The sequence below is a fragment of the Lysinibacillus sphaericus genome (assembly GCF_002982115.1).
In the GTDB taxonomy this organism is placed as follows: Bacteria; Bacillota; Bacilli; order Bacillales_A; family Planococcaceae; genus Lysinibacillus; species Lysinibacillus sphaericus.
Map to the genome: position 1 here is coordinate 2097909 of NZ_CP019980.1, position 13119 is coordinate 2111027.

The window sequence follows — 13119 nt, forward strand, 5'->3', positions numbered from 1 at the left end:
ATGTCGTGATGAATCGTACAGCATTACATGACAACTGGCTCAATCCTTAAATAATTTTAACGCGGATACATACAATCCTAACTTTTGGAAATCGTGTAGGAGGGCAAACAAGTACTCAAAATTGAAATATCACTTAGGTGACATATTAGCAGACCCTAGAAAAGGAGTGGTTATACAAGATACACCAAAGAATAGAGACTTCAAAGACTCTGCAAAACAATTGTATGGATAGGAGATCGATGCCTCTGACGGGATTCGAACCCGCACTCCTTTCGTAAGCATAGGCTAGGGGGAACACGCTTCCCTACGGACTTTCACCAGCTAGGAATTTCACCTGCTTCAGCTCATTTGCTTTTCGGTGCTTCTGAAACCCTTGCCTTGCGACCCGGCAGCTACAATGTTTTCCGGCGCTCTTCCCTTCTACAGCTACAGAGGCAAATAACTATTCTTTCGTTATATAGATTTTAGTAGATATTGAAAGTTTGAAAGAAATTGGGCAATAGCAATAAGCATAGCGCTACAATAAAGCAACACTAAGTTTGTTCAATCCTAAACAACTTTACAACACTAAAAACACAGCCTATTAATCCGCCAATAAAGAAAATATATGCCACTAGAATTGACATAGCTTCTAAGTTGTGTGTAAAGATTCTATATGCTCCTACTGAACATAATGCTAAACCACTAATCGAGCTCAGTAATGTTCTATTCTTGTCAGTCAAAAAAACACCTCCAAATAATAGCATTTATAATATGGTAACAAAAATTCGCTATTTAGTTAACTAATGTATAGCGGTATTAATGTCATGAAAGCAAAAAAGCTTACTGAACAATATGCGTAATTAATGAAAATAGAATGATTAAAACATCCCTCTATAATTCAACTATATATTAAAATCCCTTTTTTCTTTCAAGTACTTCGATCCGTTTCTCTAATTTCTTAATCTTCATGTCATTAAGTAAGACGATGACTGACGTTGCTATAGCGAAAGTAAAGGCTATGTACGTGATACCAAGCATAAATAAACCTCCTAATTTTTGTTAATTCTATTGTAACACAAAAAGCCGCAGCGTCGTCACACGCTAGGGTTTGAATTGGATTAAGCTATTTAAACCTTATCGAAGCATTATCCCACAGCTTACTTGGCTAACCTGATGAGCCAAAAAGGGCAAATTAATTTAATAAAAAAGATTTTACTGCAGTGGATTAAGAATTTTCCTTGGATGGTTGCGACAATGGAAGAAGCACAAAAGCCAGTAGCGAAGGTTGATGATAATAGTTTCAGCGGGGCGAAAACAGCAATGTATGGTTTTAATGTAACATTACCAAAGGCAGATGGAGATATAAGTAATCCGGTGTTTAATGAAGTTCAACATCGTGTCTATTTGTTAAATTATCGAACTAAAGAGTATGAGCAAAGGATTGCAGAAGTGCAAGCACGTATACCACTAGTATATAGAGACAGGGGGAGATTGAAGTTCTTCATAGATTACTAGATGGCATAGCATGCGTGCAATTGGAAACCATATGAGAATATCTAGTACGACAATTTTTAGGGTAAAACGATGAAGTATTCAATGAGCTACTTCATTTTAATAACATATGTTCAACAATCGGGCCAGATTGTTGAATAAAACTTTTAAAGGATTTTAAATTTATATTAAAATTTAGATGGTCCAAAAGGCTTTTACTTAAACTCCGGTTCTATTAGAATTAAAGTAGGAAAAGTTAAAGGGGGATAGATTTGATTAAAAAAATCGATATAACTAATCTTAAACTTGCTGAAGAAGTTTTAAACATTCAAATACCTTCATATAAAGTGGAAGCGGAAATAATAGACTTTTATGATATACCGCCATTGAAAGATACAGTTTACACGTTACAACAATGTGGTGAGACATTTTTTGGTTATTACGTAAAAGAAGAATTATGCGGCGTCATTTCTATAAAAGTAGAGAATGGTATAATCGATATACATCGGTTAATGGTACATCCTAAACATTTCAAAAAAGGAATTGCCAAGATATTATTGGATTTTATTGAAAACGACAATAAAGGATTGGAAACAATAATAGTATCAACTGGATCCAAGAATACACCAGCAGTGACTTTCTATTTGAAAAATGGATTTTCAAAAACAGAGGAAACAATTATAACAGAACGACTTTCCTTAACTTCTTTTAAAAAAGAAATTTAATATAGTTTATTTAGCAATTAAGCGCTCTCCTGGAATTAGGAAAGTGCTTTTTTAATTAAAAGGCAGATTGAAATCGTGCGCGATTGTGGAAGTAAAGGTTTCTGCCCTTGGTATTTATAAAATCCTCTATATTAGTGAAAGACAGACTCACGACCGACCCACGCCTTATAAACTTGTTCGATATGATTTTTTAAGTGTATTACTAGGAGACGAGAAAATGAAATCCTTGTTTACACAAAGGATTATATACGATGATTTGGATTAAAATGTTAATTATGGTGGTGAAATTAATGAAGTGGACATATGTTTTAGGTATCGTTATTTTAACTGCGTTATTGAGTATAGGTGGTACACTTTTAATCTCAGACAAGATCTATGACAAAGGAGAGCTGGAACAAGATGTGAAAGAATTAGAGAACACTTCAAAAGCAGATACAAAAGAAAAATTTGTATCGACGGTAGATGTGAGCGGTATAGGTTGGGAAAACCCTATTTTCTCCAAGAAAATTGATGATTGGAAAAGTGGAGAAGAACCCTTCGTTGGCAATCTAGTAGAAGAAGTGATTCAAGAGATGGCACACCAAAAGATTATCGCTGAATCGAAAGAAGGCTCTATTATGATTACACCAGAAAGAATCGACATTTTAATACAGATGGTAGAAGAAAACAAAGATAACTATGAACGTCATAAAATGTCTGATAAATATGCACCTTATGAAATATATCTAGATATATTAAAACGTTGGAAAAAAGGTGATTTTTCAACAGTTGACGATGACCATAATATTTTAATGTTTATTCAAGGAGGGAAACCACCTGAAGGTTTAGCAACAGATATTGCTTCGGAAGAACAAGAGATAAACTATATTTTCCAAGTTTTTGCTAAAGAGGTAGATGAAGTCTTTGGCTCGACAGAAAAGCAGAATTAATCTATTTTTAGAAGTTAAATAATAATTGCTAACATCCTTCGGGGTGTTTTTATTTTCTCTTTTATAGAGAAGTCTTCTTAAGATATTAGCGGTATAGGCAGAGGATACCGAAAAAGATCTTGTTAAAAATAGAACGGAGGTTTTCGTCGTACCGAACAGAGCACCGTTGCTATCGGTAGATGCAGTCGCGCCTTCTGGTGTTGTAAATACTGAAAAATTCAAAATATCTGGTAAAGCATAAGAGGAAGATGCAAATGCCACGGTAAAGGTGACAAGTCGTATCAACGCAGGTGAGCCAATGGAAATTTACAGTGGTTCAGGTGGTCCTTAGGGGTTTTAAGTATCACTTGCACAATTAGTAGTGTTTTGGTCGTAGATAATTACGGGGCTAAGACAAGTAAAATCATTAGAGTGGTGCATCTATTATGTGTGGAAAATTTTGCTGGACTTGAGGACATTTTTGCTTTTGTTGCTTTGTAATAGATGAGTACAACAATACGGTTAATGTAGATGATACATGCGATAATATTGTGGAATAAAATTTTCGATGATATGTTATACAAGTTTTTATGCAAATTTATAAACAAACTCTGTAAGTATAGACGCTCTACTGTTTGTGCAATTTGTATAAAAAAATGTACAATCAATAGTTAAAGTGAAAAGGCAAAAACGTTGATTTAACAACATTCGTGCCTTTTTGGTGTATATTTTAATCGACAATTTTTGTTTGGGTGTTTAATTTATATGAGTGAATATAATTTACTGCGTACTTTACTAAAAAGATTCCTAAGACCCCACCCAAAACATTAAATAACGAACAGAAAATATCCATATTACCAAAGTGGCCCTTAGTAAAACCAGACCGCCCAAGTAAAAGATGGGCGAAATGTATCACTAAACAACTTAAAACAACAATAGAAATTGCTTTTTTGTTACTTTTTAAATTGAAAAGGAGTAATAAAAAAATCCCAAATGGTACAAATAAAATAAAATTATAAAATAAAGCTGAATAACTAAAAATAGAAATATGAAAGTGCATCGTATCAAATATTCCAAACCAGTCATTCGTTGAAATAAATCCTCTACCATTGTCTGCTGGATTTTGAGGGAGCGTGAATCCACCAGTTTTAATTTGAATTAAACTTATTAAGTAAAAGATAAAGCTATATAGAATAATTCGTTTTTTATTACTTTTTATTTCTTTTCTAAAATAGTCAAGAAATACATCAATAAAAATATATACTAGCAAAATTAGAAATCCGAAAGGAACAATATTGTAAAGAACGTATGTTGAATGCACAATTAACATCTCCCACTATTTGTAACATTTAAAAGTCAATATTTATTTTACCGATTTTTACATTATAAAACAAATATAACTCGTCAACTAACCTGTTACGTTAATTGAAGTATATAAAGCTACCAAAGCGTTGTTTAGGATATATAACCTTGCGAACGCGATATAACTAATGATATTCGTGATACAACAATAGGGTGCATGTCAACGTATATAGCGAACCAAGAGCAACGTTTAGCAGAGCAGGAAAGGGCGATTATAGAGCTTTCCTCGTTAATTGCAAAGGAATCAGAAGGAGGCGAACAAAATGTTTAATGAACAGAGTGGACTAGTAGCTATCTGGTATAACTATGTGCTAGCACGTCCACATAAACGTAATCAAGTACCAAATCTATCGAATTTGCGCCAAGTGGTGTATCACAAACTAGAACAAGAAAATGATAGGAAAATTTATGAATTTAAGTCAAAAGAATGAAGTGAAATAATAATATTTTACAATATAATAGACTTAATTGTTATGTTGTTTTCTATCTTAAATAATCAAAAGATAGTTATTGGAGAGGATGATTGGATGAGTAAAGACTTTATTATTTTTGGAGCAAGTCAAGGGCTTGGCGACGCCTTTGTAAAGGGTCTACCCATAGAGGGAGATACAGTATGGATGGTGTCAAGAACACGACCAGAAAGCTTGGATATTAATGATGGTGTAAATCGCAAATGGCTTTCAATAGATTTATCAAGTCAACAACACATCTCTTCTTTAAAGGAAACCTTAAAAGACATTGCAATAGATGTATTAATATATAATGTTGGCGTATGGGAAAAGCGTGGTTTCGAAGATGACTATACATTTGATAAGGATGAAATCGAAGATATTTCCAACTTAATCAATATAAATCTAACTTCTACTATTACGTATATTCAAGCGCTTCTACCAAACTTAAGACAAGCTAAAAATGGAAAAGTCATTTTAATTGGTTCAACGGCAGGCTTAGAACATACAAATAGTTCACAGGTTTCATTTGTAGCATCTAAATTCGGCTTACGAGGCATTACAAATGCTCTACGTGAACATTTGAGAGGAGATAAAATTCCTGTCACTTGTATTAATCCAGGGGAGCTAGCAGCAGAAGTACCTTATGAAGAAGGTGCAGAAAAGGCAATTGATTTATATGAAGGTACACGTATACCTGTACAAGATATTGTATCTATTGTGCAATGTGTGATTAATTTATCACCAGTTTCATGTGTTAAGGAAATTACTATCCCTTCAATAACAGACTTAAATGCTTGATCGTTTCAAAATAAGTAAAATTACAATAGATTTTAAGCCTTCTACAATCATCTGTGGAGGGCTTTTATTATGCAAAAAGGAAGGTGTCCAATGAAAACAGACACATTATATACATCACTTGTAGGCGGCTCCGTGGCAGGGGTCGCTTATTTTGTTGGTGGCATTGACCATTTAATCAAAGCACTCACTATCTTTATGGCGATTGATTATATTTTAGGCGTTATGGTTGCGTTTGTTGTGAAAAACGTTGATAGCAGAAAAGCATTAATCGGACTGTTTAAAAAAGTGGCCATGATTTTGATGGTGATTGCTACAGTACAACTGGACTTAGCAACAGAGAGTGGAAACTTTATGCGCAATGCCATGATTCTTTTTCTAATTGGTATGGAGGGAATCAGTATGATTGAGAATCTTGGTAAGTTAGGAATGAGAGTGCCTAAGTTTTTAACGAATGCTTTTAAGCAGCTTCAAATCGATAACGATGAGAAAAAGGATGATAAACAATGAGTGTTACAACTACATGCCGAGATTTAGGTGAATTACTACCAGTGGCGCAAACAGCCTGCCGATTACTCTTTCAGGAATGCTATAAAGCAGGTATTCATAATATCTTTGTCACGGAAACATACAGGTCGCAAGCACGCCAAAATTATTTATATCAGCAGGGGCGAACTCGATTATATGACTCCAAGGGTAAGCGCCTTTATCCAGTGACTTGGACTCTAAAGAGTAATCATACTTCACGTTTAGCATGGGACATTGCCGTGGCTCCACCGAAACCCTTATATGATGTAGATACATTAACAAAAATAGGGGCAATAGCTCGTAAGTTAGGTATTACGTGGGGCGGTGATTGGGCACGTAGAATTGACCGACCACATTTTGAAGTGAAGCCGAATTGGAAGATGCCTACAGGGTACAAATTAGATGGACAAGTAATCGTACCAAGTAACAGCAAATTGAAAGTTCAATTAATTGTGAAAGACAAGAAGGAGGAAGTTAAAGTGGCAAATACAAATTGGAATCCAGGTTCACCAGCTATAAGAACAGAGACAGAGAACTTTATTGCTCAGGCTGTGAAGGATGGTATTATTAATGCTTCACATTTGAAGGATTTACAAAGTGGTGTGATGACAACGGATCGCTTGATTGGATTATATATCACAATCGAGAAACGCAGAAATAATAAATAATAGTTAGACACAGTAAAAGTACTTGTCTTTTTGACTTTAATCATAGAAATAGCAAAGCCTCAATGTAAAAGGCTACCAAATGAAATTCATTTGGTAGCCTTGCTGTTTTGAGTATTCAAAAAACCTATTTTACCATTTTATTTCTGGATATATTTCTGAGATTTTCATACCTTCAATTGTTCCTTTTTCAAGTAGTTCTTCATAACCATTAAATTCTTGAGAATGCTGATCTTTAACTCTTGATAGATAGGATTTACCACGATTATGACTTATCCAATATTCCTCACCTTTATAATAAAAATTCAGTTCATCATTCATTTCGAGAAGGCTTTTAAACTCTAAGTACTCTTTTTCTGTCATGTAATTTACTCCTTTTTAATACGGATTGCCTCTATGGGTACCAGTCCAATCATGACGACGGATCGTTTGATTGGTTTGTATATTACGATTCAACAAAGACGTAATAAATAAAATAGAAAGACCGCTCTACCACTTAATCATTGTGGAGGGCGGTCTCTTGATTAATACTCTCTTACTTCAAATGAAGCAATCTTGTCGTGTACAATATATTCAGTTACTTTTTTATAAGGTGAAATAGTTTTTGTGAATTTGAAAGTTGAAGTACCTTGAGCACTTTCAAACCAATTCAAGTAATTATTTAAAACGGTATTAGTAACATCATATTCTTTTGTAATACCGTTTACTAGTGTGATACTAAGGATAGCACTAGAAGATTCATTATTTGGTTTCTTAACAATAACTGTAGCAATAGCAACCAGTTTTGTATTTTCGACTTTAGCAGTAATAATTGCTTTACCTTCATTAATGGCAGTCACATTACCGTTCTGGTCTACAGTGGCAATAGATTCATCACTTGTTGACCAAATTAAATTTTTATTTAATGAGTCTGCAGGTAAAACTGTAGCAGTTAATTTATCTTTGCTACCTTCAAGTAGCTCAAGTGCATTCCTATCTAATGTTATAGATTCAGTTTCTAGACTTCCTTGCTTCTTAACAGTTACAGTGCAGTTTGCAGTTAGATTTGTATTTGCAAGTTGTGCTGTGACAGTAATTATTCCTTCCTTAATAGCAGTTACATTGCCGTCTAAATCTACAGTTGCAATACTTTCATCACTACTTGTCCAAATAATATTTGCGCTGTCTGGAGTAACTACAGCAGTAAGCTTTTTTGCTTCACCTTCAGATAGTTCTAGATTATTTTTGTCTAAAGTAATGGAGTCTGTATTAGGAATATCATTCTCAGATATTAAAAATCCATCTACATCAATAGCGTCTATTGCAAAATACTCATTCTTTATGTTGTTTGTTATATCTATCTGAACTTTGTGTTTACCATAAGGCAAATCTACTTTTTTGTAGAATACAGTCTGTGAGCTAGAATCACCTCCTTTTGCCGAAGCTGATTCTGAAACACCATCTATATTGATTGAGAAAGTCGCTCTATTACTATAGATGAAGTCAAGTAACATAAATTTAGTTCCTTCAAAAAAGAAGGTAAAACTCATATCTTTAGCAGTACCTTCTATACGTGTTCCCTTGTATAAGGATGAACTTGAAAATGAATGCATATTTGTATATTTTACCAAAGAGTTTGGAACATCATATCTTTTCCAACCAATTTCAGGTTTTAAAAGTCTACTCCCAACTACCGCACTATTTTCAGGGGTATTATTTAAATTTGTTACTCCTTCTTCGTAATCAGCGAAGTCTGCTGCAGATGCACTTTCAAAACCAATACTAACAAAGGCTAAGAATGTTATAGCTAAATAAAAAAACCCTTTTTTGAACAAATTAATCACTTATGTATCCTCCTTCAAAATATCTAAGGGCATTATTCCAAATACCCTGCAGTAACAACTTTAACCATTAATAATTTAATTTACCATAATAAAAATCGACACTTTTTGATAATAAAAATGTAATACTAAGAAATAAATCCATTTTTTAGGTGTGTAACAACCCACAACCAATGCCACTTCGTTACACAAAAAAAGTCACGAAAGTCACGAAAAAGTCACGAAAAAGTCACATTTCTCCCGAAAACATGTGAATTTGGGCGAAAACAAGTTTTTGTACATTCGTAAGAAACCTTGCTATAATGGGCTTTGTGATTACATATGAAAGAGGGTAAAAGCATGAATGCTTACGACGAATATAAGGGGTCAGGTTTCGGAAGAACCTTGATATATCAACGTTTATAGAGGATAAATGAAGCTGATTTTGCAAAAAAGCAACCAAACAGCAACATTTATCCTTTTATTGTTGTTAAACGGATTTTTGGAGGTTTAATCATTCAATAGGGCGGTGAATTTAGCATGCATTTTTTTAGAAGCATTTTCGCGCATGCCACCTGTTACGTGAAGGTAAATTTTTGTCGTCGTATCGGAGTTTTTATGGCCCACTCGATTCATAATGTAATTCAAGTCCACTTCAGCTTCTGCCAAAAGACTAATGTGAGTATGACGTAAAATATATGTGCGGAATGGCTTGTCAATATTCGTTCTTGAAGCAATACGTTTAACAGCTCTATTAAGCATTTTAACGGTGGTAGGGAAGCCATCTTGCTCACCAAATACATACCCATGATCTTGCCATTTGCTTAGTTTACGGAAAGCTATAAGTTCTTGAATTTTCTCCACTACAATATCATCAATGTCAATAATTCGAACACTTCCAATTGTCTTAGGGGGCGTTAACTCAAAGTCCTTTTTTCGATCACCTTTCGCATAATTAGTCTTGTTGATTCGAATTGTTTTATTGTGCAAGTCTACATCTTCAAGTTTGAGAGCAAGGGCTTCACCTGGACGCATGCCGGTAAATGCAATTGTATAAATGACTGTGCGATAAGCGATATTAGGATATTGATCTGTTTCTCTTAAAAACTCCTTTAATTCTTCAGCTTCTAAAAACAACTGGCTTACATCTTGACCACTCACTTGTTCCAACGTCATTTTCTTTTTTGGTACGAATGCGCCATCTACTGGATTAATTTCAATAAGACCAACTTCTTTCGCATAATTAAACATCATCTTAGCAGTGTTTTGAATGCCTCTAAGGGTGAAATACGCGCAGCCTTTTTCAAATAAGTCATTAATAACATTTTGATAGCGAACCGTTGTAATATTAATTAATTTGTAATCCGCTAAATATCGGTTAAGGACAGATAAACAGTACTCTCTATATTTAACAGTGGTTTCTTTATTTCCTTTCAGACGATAGAGAGTAAGCCATTGGTTATAGAATTTTGCAAAACGTATTTCTGGATCAATCGTAAACTGATGTTTTAATGCAGCAACACCTTGCTTTACTTTTTCCTCAGCTTCTTTTTTCGTTTTACCACGTCTAGTAACTTGCCTACGTTTGCCTGTAATAGGGTGACGAGGACCTTCTCCAATACATCGCCAAGTATGTTTGTCGATTCTCTCACAAAACATAAAATCACCTCTAAATGAAAGTACGGATACTTTTATCTTCCCATAGCAAGCAGTAATTTCAACATTTCCTGCTGTTCCAATGTGGAACATAGGAGCGCTTGTTTAAGTATTGAGTTAAACGCTTCATAGCAAACTCATATTCAACATTAAATAACTCTTGAAGTTTTAGCACAGTTTGAGGCAAATAATCATATAGCTGTAATTCATCCAACATAAAGGTAGGCATACAGGCGTGATACATAAAATTATTCGCTTTATATTCTTGGTATTCACGGAAGAGGGGATACATATAGAACTGATCCCCGGTATGTAGTAACACATGTGCAAGCTCATGACAAAAATCCTGCCATTGTTGCTGCTGGGTAAGGGATTCATCTAAGAATATGTAGGGTAGGTCGTTCGCATATAACGCTTGACTAGTTTCTGACCAATAAAAAACTTTAATACCTAAATTTTTAGCAATTTCTCTAAAATCCAATAGGGGAGGAGTTATGATGTTCATTTTAAAGTAGAATTCTTTAATGAAATCTTCTAAATGACTATAGTTCATGTAACCACCTCAATAAAAGGAACGTTTGTTCTTGTTTGTTTTACAATAAAACCCTACTATTTTGTAGTAGGGTTAAATAATTCAGTTTTTGGATATTCATCATAAATTTTATCTTTCAATAACCTTCCAGTTCTGAATTTTTGAACGCCACCCCATTGTTTGAAGAAAAAGGCAACATTATTTCTTTCGCAATTTAATTTAATATTCCAGACCCATTCTTCTTCCATTGGTCTTGAGTGTGGTCCCGATTCTCCACCTACAATAACCCAGTGAATATCAGTGATATCCATGTTATTTAATGGACCTAACAATGGTTCGCATGACAAGAATCTAACTGTGGCTGGAACAGTTCTAAGATAATCAATCCTATCCAAAACACTTTCATTTTCTATACTTACGCCCATCCAGATATTAGGTCCCCATTTTAAGTGGGAGGCTAATTCACTTAAACGTTTAGCACGTTTTGTTAATATTTGATATGTATGTCTAGGAGTATCATTCATCGTATCAAATACTCTCTGTATGAATTCTAAAGGCACATCTTCATGAAATAAATCAGACATTGAGTTAACAAATACTTTACGGGGCTTTGCCCATTTATATGGTAAAGTAACTAAATCATCATGTAAGGTAACCTTAAAACCGTTTATATAACGGGGATTGCCCATAGCCACTAACCTTTTAGCCATTCGTTCTGCGTAGCAATTTTTACAACCTTGCGATACTTTACTACAGCCAGTAACAGGGTTCCAAGTTGCTTCCGTCCATTCGATATTGCTATTACTTGACATAGTTATCCCTCCTGGTTGCATTATAACATAAAATCCGAATATATGTTCTAAAACTTAATGTGAAGCGTTTTATCATTAAATGAGCCTTTATTAGCACCTATTTTACGCTCTACAATTATTAAATTTTCTTTTTCGAGATTTTTCATGGCTGGTCTAAAATAATTTGTTAAAGGATAAATTGTTTTCTCTAATACAAAATTTTCAATTGTATTTAAAAGTATATATGAATTACCTTTAAATTCATTGTAAATGATAGATGCCAAATTTTTAACATGTTCTTCTTTTGTATACTCATCAAAGAACTCAAATTGAATTTGAAGGGGGTCTTTTCGATCATCGTATAAAAAAGCTCCTGTTTCATCTACTTTCCACATTACTTCTTTCATCAAAGCTAATCCATGTCTACTCTTAGTAGAATGGACCAGAAACATCTTAGTTCTACCAGATTTTTTAAATTCAAAGTTAAGGACGTAGTTTGCTTCTGTTTTTCCTAACAATTGTTTTGAGTAGTAATTGATAATCGCTTCTTTTCGTATTTGTGCATCTGTATCTTTAATTTCACTTCGTAATTCATCTAGGTTTTCAACACCAAATAAATTTTCATAGGTTTCAACAAGACTTGGATCTCTATCACTAGTTATGAAACGATTAACTTCCTCATACATAAAGTTAAATAATATTTCGGCCTTATTATTTTTCAAGTATTTTTGAAAAAGTTTAAAAGGTGTATGGCTAAAGCCGAACGGATCCACAAAGCAAAATGAAGGAATTAAGTTGGAATTTACTTGGTCTAAAAAGCTATTCATAACGTTTTCAAAAGAATCATTATAAATCACGACTCTAATTGTGGGATATTGACCAAAAGTTACAACATTTTCGTTGTAATTTGCATCACCATAATATCCTATGATATTTTGAATTAAATTATTGAAATTTTTCTCTTTGCCTTCGATTAGAAGAATCGTTATGTTTGGACATGGTCTTCTGTATTGTAAATTTTGATTACATAAATCTCTTGCACCATTTATTAGTATGATTGGTGACCCCAGTTGTCCATCTTCATAAATACCCTCACCTGCAAAACCATCGATTACTACACAATTATTTTTATTAAATTCTCCCAATGTAATTTTTCTTAGCCAAGGGATATAATATCGGTTAAGAATTTCGATTTTAGCACTGCTATGACTTTGTAATCCTTCGAAAAATTTATTCACCATTTAAATCACCTTTCTTTGAAAGCATATATTTAGATTTTTGTATTATTAACCGTTGTGAAATATCGTGTCTAAATGATTTTGTATATTACATATAAAATATTAATTTAATTTAAAACATAAATGTTTAATATTTACAATATTGTTATCTTTAAAGGACATGACTTAGTGCATGTCCTTCGTTCAGATAATAAT

The 13119-nt window shown here is 33.7% G+C and carries 16 protein-coding genes; 7 read left to right on the forward strand and 9 right to left on the reverse strand.

The window, feature by feature from the left end; translation table 11 throughout:
- Positions 1 to 533: 533 nt before the first annotated feature.
- Both LS41612_RS10550 and LS41612_RS23690 read right to left on the reverse strand, forming a co-directional pair.
- The gene (locus tag LS41612_RS10550) at positions 534 to 722 is read right to left on the reverse strand and encodes a hypothetical protein (RefSeq protein WP_024364759.1); all 189 of its coding nucleotides are present in this window, start codon (positions 720 to 722) and stop codon (positions 534 to 536) included.
- Between the two features lie 169 nt (positions 723 to 891).
- Entirely contained in the window at positions 892 to 1020 is a 129-nt protein-coding gene (locus LS41612_RS23690; protein ID WP_255313819.1) for a hypothetical protein, read from the reverse strand.
- Positions 1021 to 1236: 216 nt separating this feature from the next.
- Between LS41612_RS23690 and LS41612_RS23475 the strand changes: the two genes are divergently transcribed.
- The 3 genes from LS41612_RS23475 to LS41612_RS10565 all read left to right on the forward strand — a co-directional run bounded on the left by LS41612_RS23475 (position 1237) and on the right by LS41612_RS10565 (position 3127).
- On the forward strand, positions 1237 to 1497 hold the full coding sequence (locus LS41612_RS23475) for a hypothetical protein (protein ID WP_231784578.1): 261 nt from the start codon (positions 1237 to 1239) through the stop codon (positions 1495 to 1497).
- Between the two features lie 248 nt (positions 1498 to 1745).
- Complete coding sequence (locus LS41612_RS10560; RefSeq protein WP_024364758.1) at positions 1746 to 2198, forward strand: GNAT family N-acetyltransferase; 453 nt, start codon at positions 1746 to 1748, stop codon at positions 2196 to 2198.
- Between the two features lie 251 nt (positions 2199 to 2449).
- Entirely contained in the window at positions 2450 to 3127 is a 678-nt protein-coding gene (locus LS41612_RS10565) for a DUF6241 domain-containing protein (RefSeq protein ID WP_024364757.1), read from the forward strand.
- A gap of 709 nt (positions 3128 to 3836) precedes the next feature.
- On the opposite strand, the gene LS41612_RS10570 is transcribed toward LS41612_RS10565, so the two are convergent.
- Positions 3837 to 4436 (reverse strand): VanZ family protein, encoded by a 600-nt coding sequence (locus LS41612_RS10570; protein ID WP_029747468.1) that lies wholly within the window; start codon positions 4434 to 4436, stop codon positions 3837 to 3839.
- A 295-nt stretch (positions 4437 to 4731) separates the two neighbouring features.
- Here LS41612_RS10570 and LS41612_RS23320 point away from each other — a divergent pair, with 295 nt between their 5' ends.
- From LS41612_RS23320 to LS41612_RS10585, 4 genes are all read left to right on the forward strand, one after another.
- The gene (locus LS41612_RS23320) at positions 4732 to 4899 is read left to right on the forward strand and encodes a hypothetical protein (protein ID WP_162832727.1); all 168 of its coding nucleotides are present in this window, start codon (positions 4732 to 4734) and stop codon (positions 4897 to 4899) included.
- A gap of 96 nt (positions 4900 to 4995) precedes the next feature.
- On the forward strand, positions 4996 to 5718 hold the full coding sequence (locus tag LS41612_RS10575) for an SDR family oxidoreductase (protein WP_024364755.1): 723 nt from the start codon (positions 4996 to 4998) through the stop codon (positions 5716 to 5718).
- Positions 5719 to 5808: 90 nt separating this feature from the next.
- Positions 5809 to 6225 carry a phage holin family protein gene (locus LS41612_RS10580; protein ID WP_024364754.1) on the forward strand — a complete coding sequence of 139 codons (417 nt, stop codon included), beginning with the start codon at positions 5809 to 5811 and terminating at the stop codon, positions 6223 to 6225.
- A complete protein-coding gene (locus LS41612_RS10585; RefSeq protein WP_024364753.1) occupies positions 6222 to 6911 on the forward strand; it encodes a M15 family metallopeptidase in 690 nt (229 codons plus the stop codon). The genes LS41612_RS10580 and LS41612_RS10585 overlap by 4 nt, the downstream gene beginning before the upstream one ends.
- 129 nt (positions 6912 to 7040) lie before the next feature.
- Here the strand turns inward: LS41612_RS10585 and LS41612_RS10590 are convergent, their stop codons facing one another.
- The 6 genes from LS41612_RS10590 to tcmP form a co-directional block, all read right to left on the reverse strand.
- Complete coding sequence (locus tag LS41612_RS10590) at positions 7041 to 7271, reverse strand: hypothetical protein (protein WP_024364752.1); 231 nt, start codon at positions 7269 to 7271, stop codon at positions 7041 to 7043.
- A gap of 161 nt (positions 7272 to 7432) precedes the next feature.
- Positions 7433 to 8731, reverse strand: a complete 1299-nt coding sequence (locus tag LS41612_RS23480) for an Ig-like domain-containing protein (protein WP_024364751.1) — start codon at positions 8729 to 8731, stop codon at positions 7433 to 7435.
- Positions 8732 to 9217: 486 nt separating this feature from the next.
- Positions 9218 to 10366 (reverse strand): site-specific integrase, encoded by a 1149-nt coding sequence (locus LS41612_RS10600; protein WP_024364750.1) that lies wholly within the window; start codon positions 10364 to 10366, stop codon positions 9218 to 9220.
- 58 nt (positions 10367 to 10424) lie between these two features.
- The gene (locus LS41612_RS10605; protein WP_024364749.1) at positions 10425 to 10916 is read right to left on the reverse strand and encodes an ImmA/IrrE family metallo-endopeptidase; all 492 of its coding nucleotides are present in this window, start codon (positions 10914 to 10916) and stop codon (positions 10425 to 10427) included.
- A gap of 56 nt (positions 10917 to 10972) precedes the next feature.
- Positions 10973 to 11707 carry a DUF5131 family protein gene (locus tag LS41612_RS10610; RefSeq protein WP_024364748.1) on the reverse strand — a complete coding sequence of 245 codons (735 nt, stop codon included), beginning with the start codon at positions 11705 to 11707 and terminating at the stop codon, positions 10973 to 10975.
- Positions 11708 to 11754: 47 nt separating this feature from the next.
- The gene (gene tcmP, locus LS41612_RS10615) at positions 11755 to 12927 is read right to left on the reverse strand and encodes a three-Cys-motif partner protein TcmP (protein WP_024364747.1); all 1173 of its coding nucleotides are present in this window, start codon (positions 12925 to 12927) and stop codon (positions 11755 to 11757) included.
- Between the last annotated feature and the right edge of the window lie 192 nt (positions 12928 to 13119).

What these genes read in the sequence shown, in the direction of transcription:
- LS41612_RS23690 (WP_255313819.1), bottom strand. Translation starts at nt 1,020, where the DNA reads ATGCTTGGTATCACGTACATAGCCTTTACTTTCGCTATAGCAACGTCA.
- LS41612_RS23475 (WP_231784578.1), top strand. Translation starts at nt 1,237, where the DNA reads ATGGAAGAAGCACAAAAGCCAGTAGCGAAGGTTGATGATAATAGTTTC.
- LS41612_RS10565 (WP_024364757.1), top strand. Translation starts at nt 2,450, where the DNA reads ATGATTTGGATTAAAATGTTAATTATGGTGGTGAAATTAATGAAGTGG.
- LS41612_RS10570 (WP_029747468.1), bottom strand. Translation starts at nt 4,436, where the DNA reads ATGTTAATTGTGCATTCAACATACGTTCTTTACAATATTGTTCCTTTC.
- LS41612_RS23320 (WP_162832727.1), top strand. Translation starts at nt 4,732, where the DNA reads ATGTTTAATGAACAGAGTGGACTAGTAGCTATCTGGTATAACTATGTG.
- LS41612_RS10575 (WP_024364755.1), top strand. Translation starts at nt 4,996, where the DNA reads ATGAGTAAAGACTTTATTATTTTTGGAGCAAGTCAAGGGCTTGGCGAC.
- LS41612_RS10580 (WP_024364754.1), top strand. Translation starts at nt 5,809, where the DNA reads ATGAAAACAGACACATTATATACATCACTTGTAGGCGGCTCCGTGGCA.
- LS41612_RS10585 (WP_024364753.1), top strand. Translation starts at nt 6,222, where the DNA reads ATGAGTGTTACAACTACATGCCGAGATTTAGGTGAATTACTACCAGTG.
- LS41612_RS10590 (WP_024364752.1), bottom strand. Translation starts at nt 7,271, where the DNA reads ATGACAGAAAAAGAGTACTTAGAGTTTAAAAGCCTTCTCGAAATGAAT.
- LS41612_RS10600 (WP_024364750.1), bottom strand. Translation starts at nt 10,366, where the DNA reads ATGTTTTGTGAGAGAATCGACAAACATACTTGGCGATGTATTGGAGAA.
- LS41612_RS10605 (WP_024364749.1), bottom strand. Translation starts at nt 10,916, where the DNA reads ATGAACTATAGTCATTTAGAAGATTTCATTAAAGAATTCTACTTTAAA.
- LS41612_RS10610 (WP_024364748.1), bottom strand. Translation starts at nt 11,707, where the DNA reads ATGTCAAGTAATAGCAATATCGAATGGACGGAAGCAACTTGGAACCCT.
- tcmP (WP_024364747.1), bottom strand. Translation starts at nt 12,927, where the DNA reads ATGGTGAATAAATTTTTCGAAGGATTACAAAGTCATAGCAGTGCTAAA.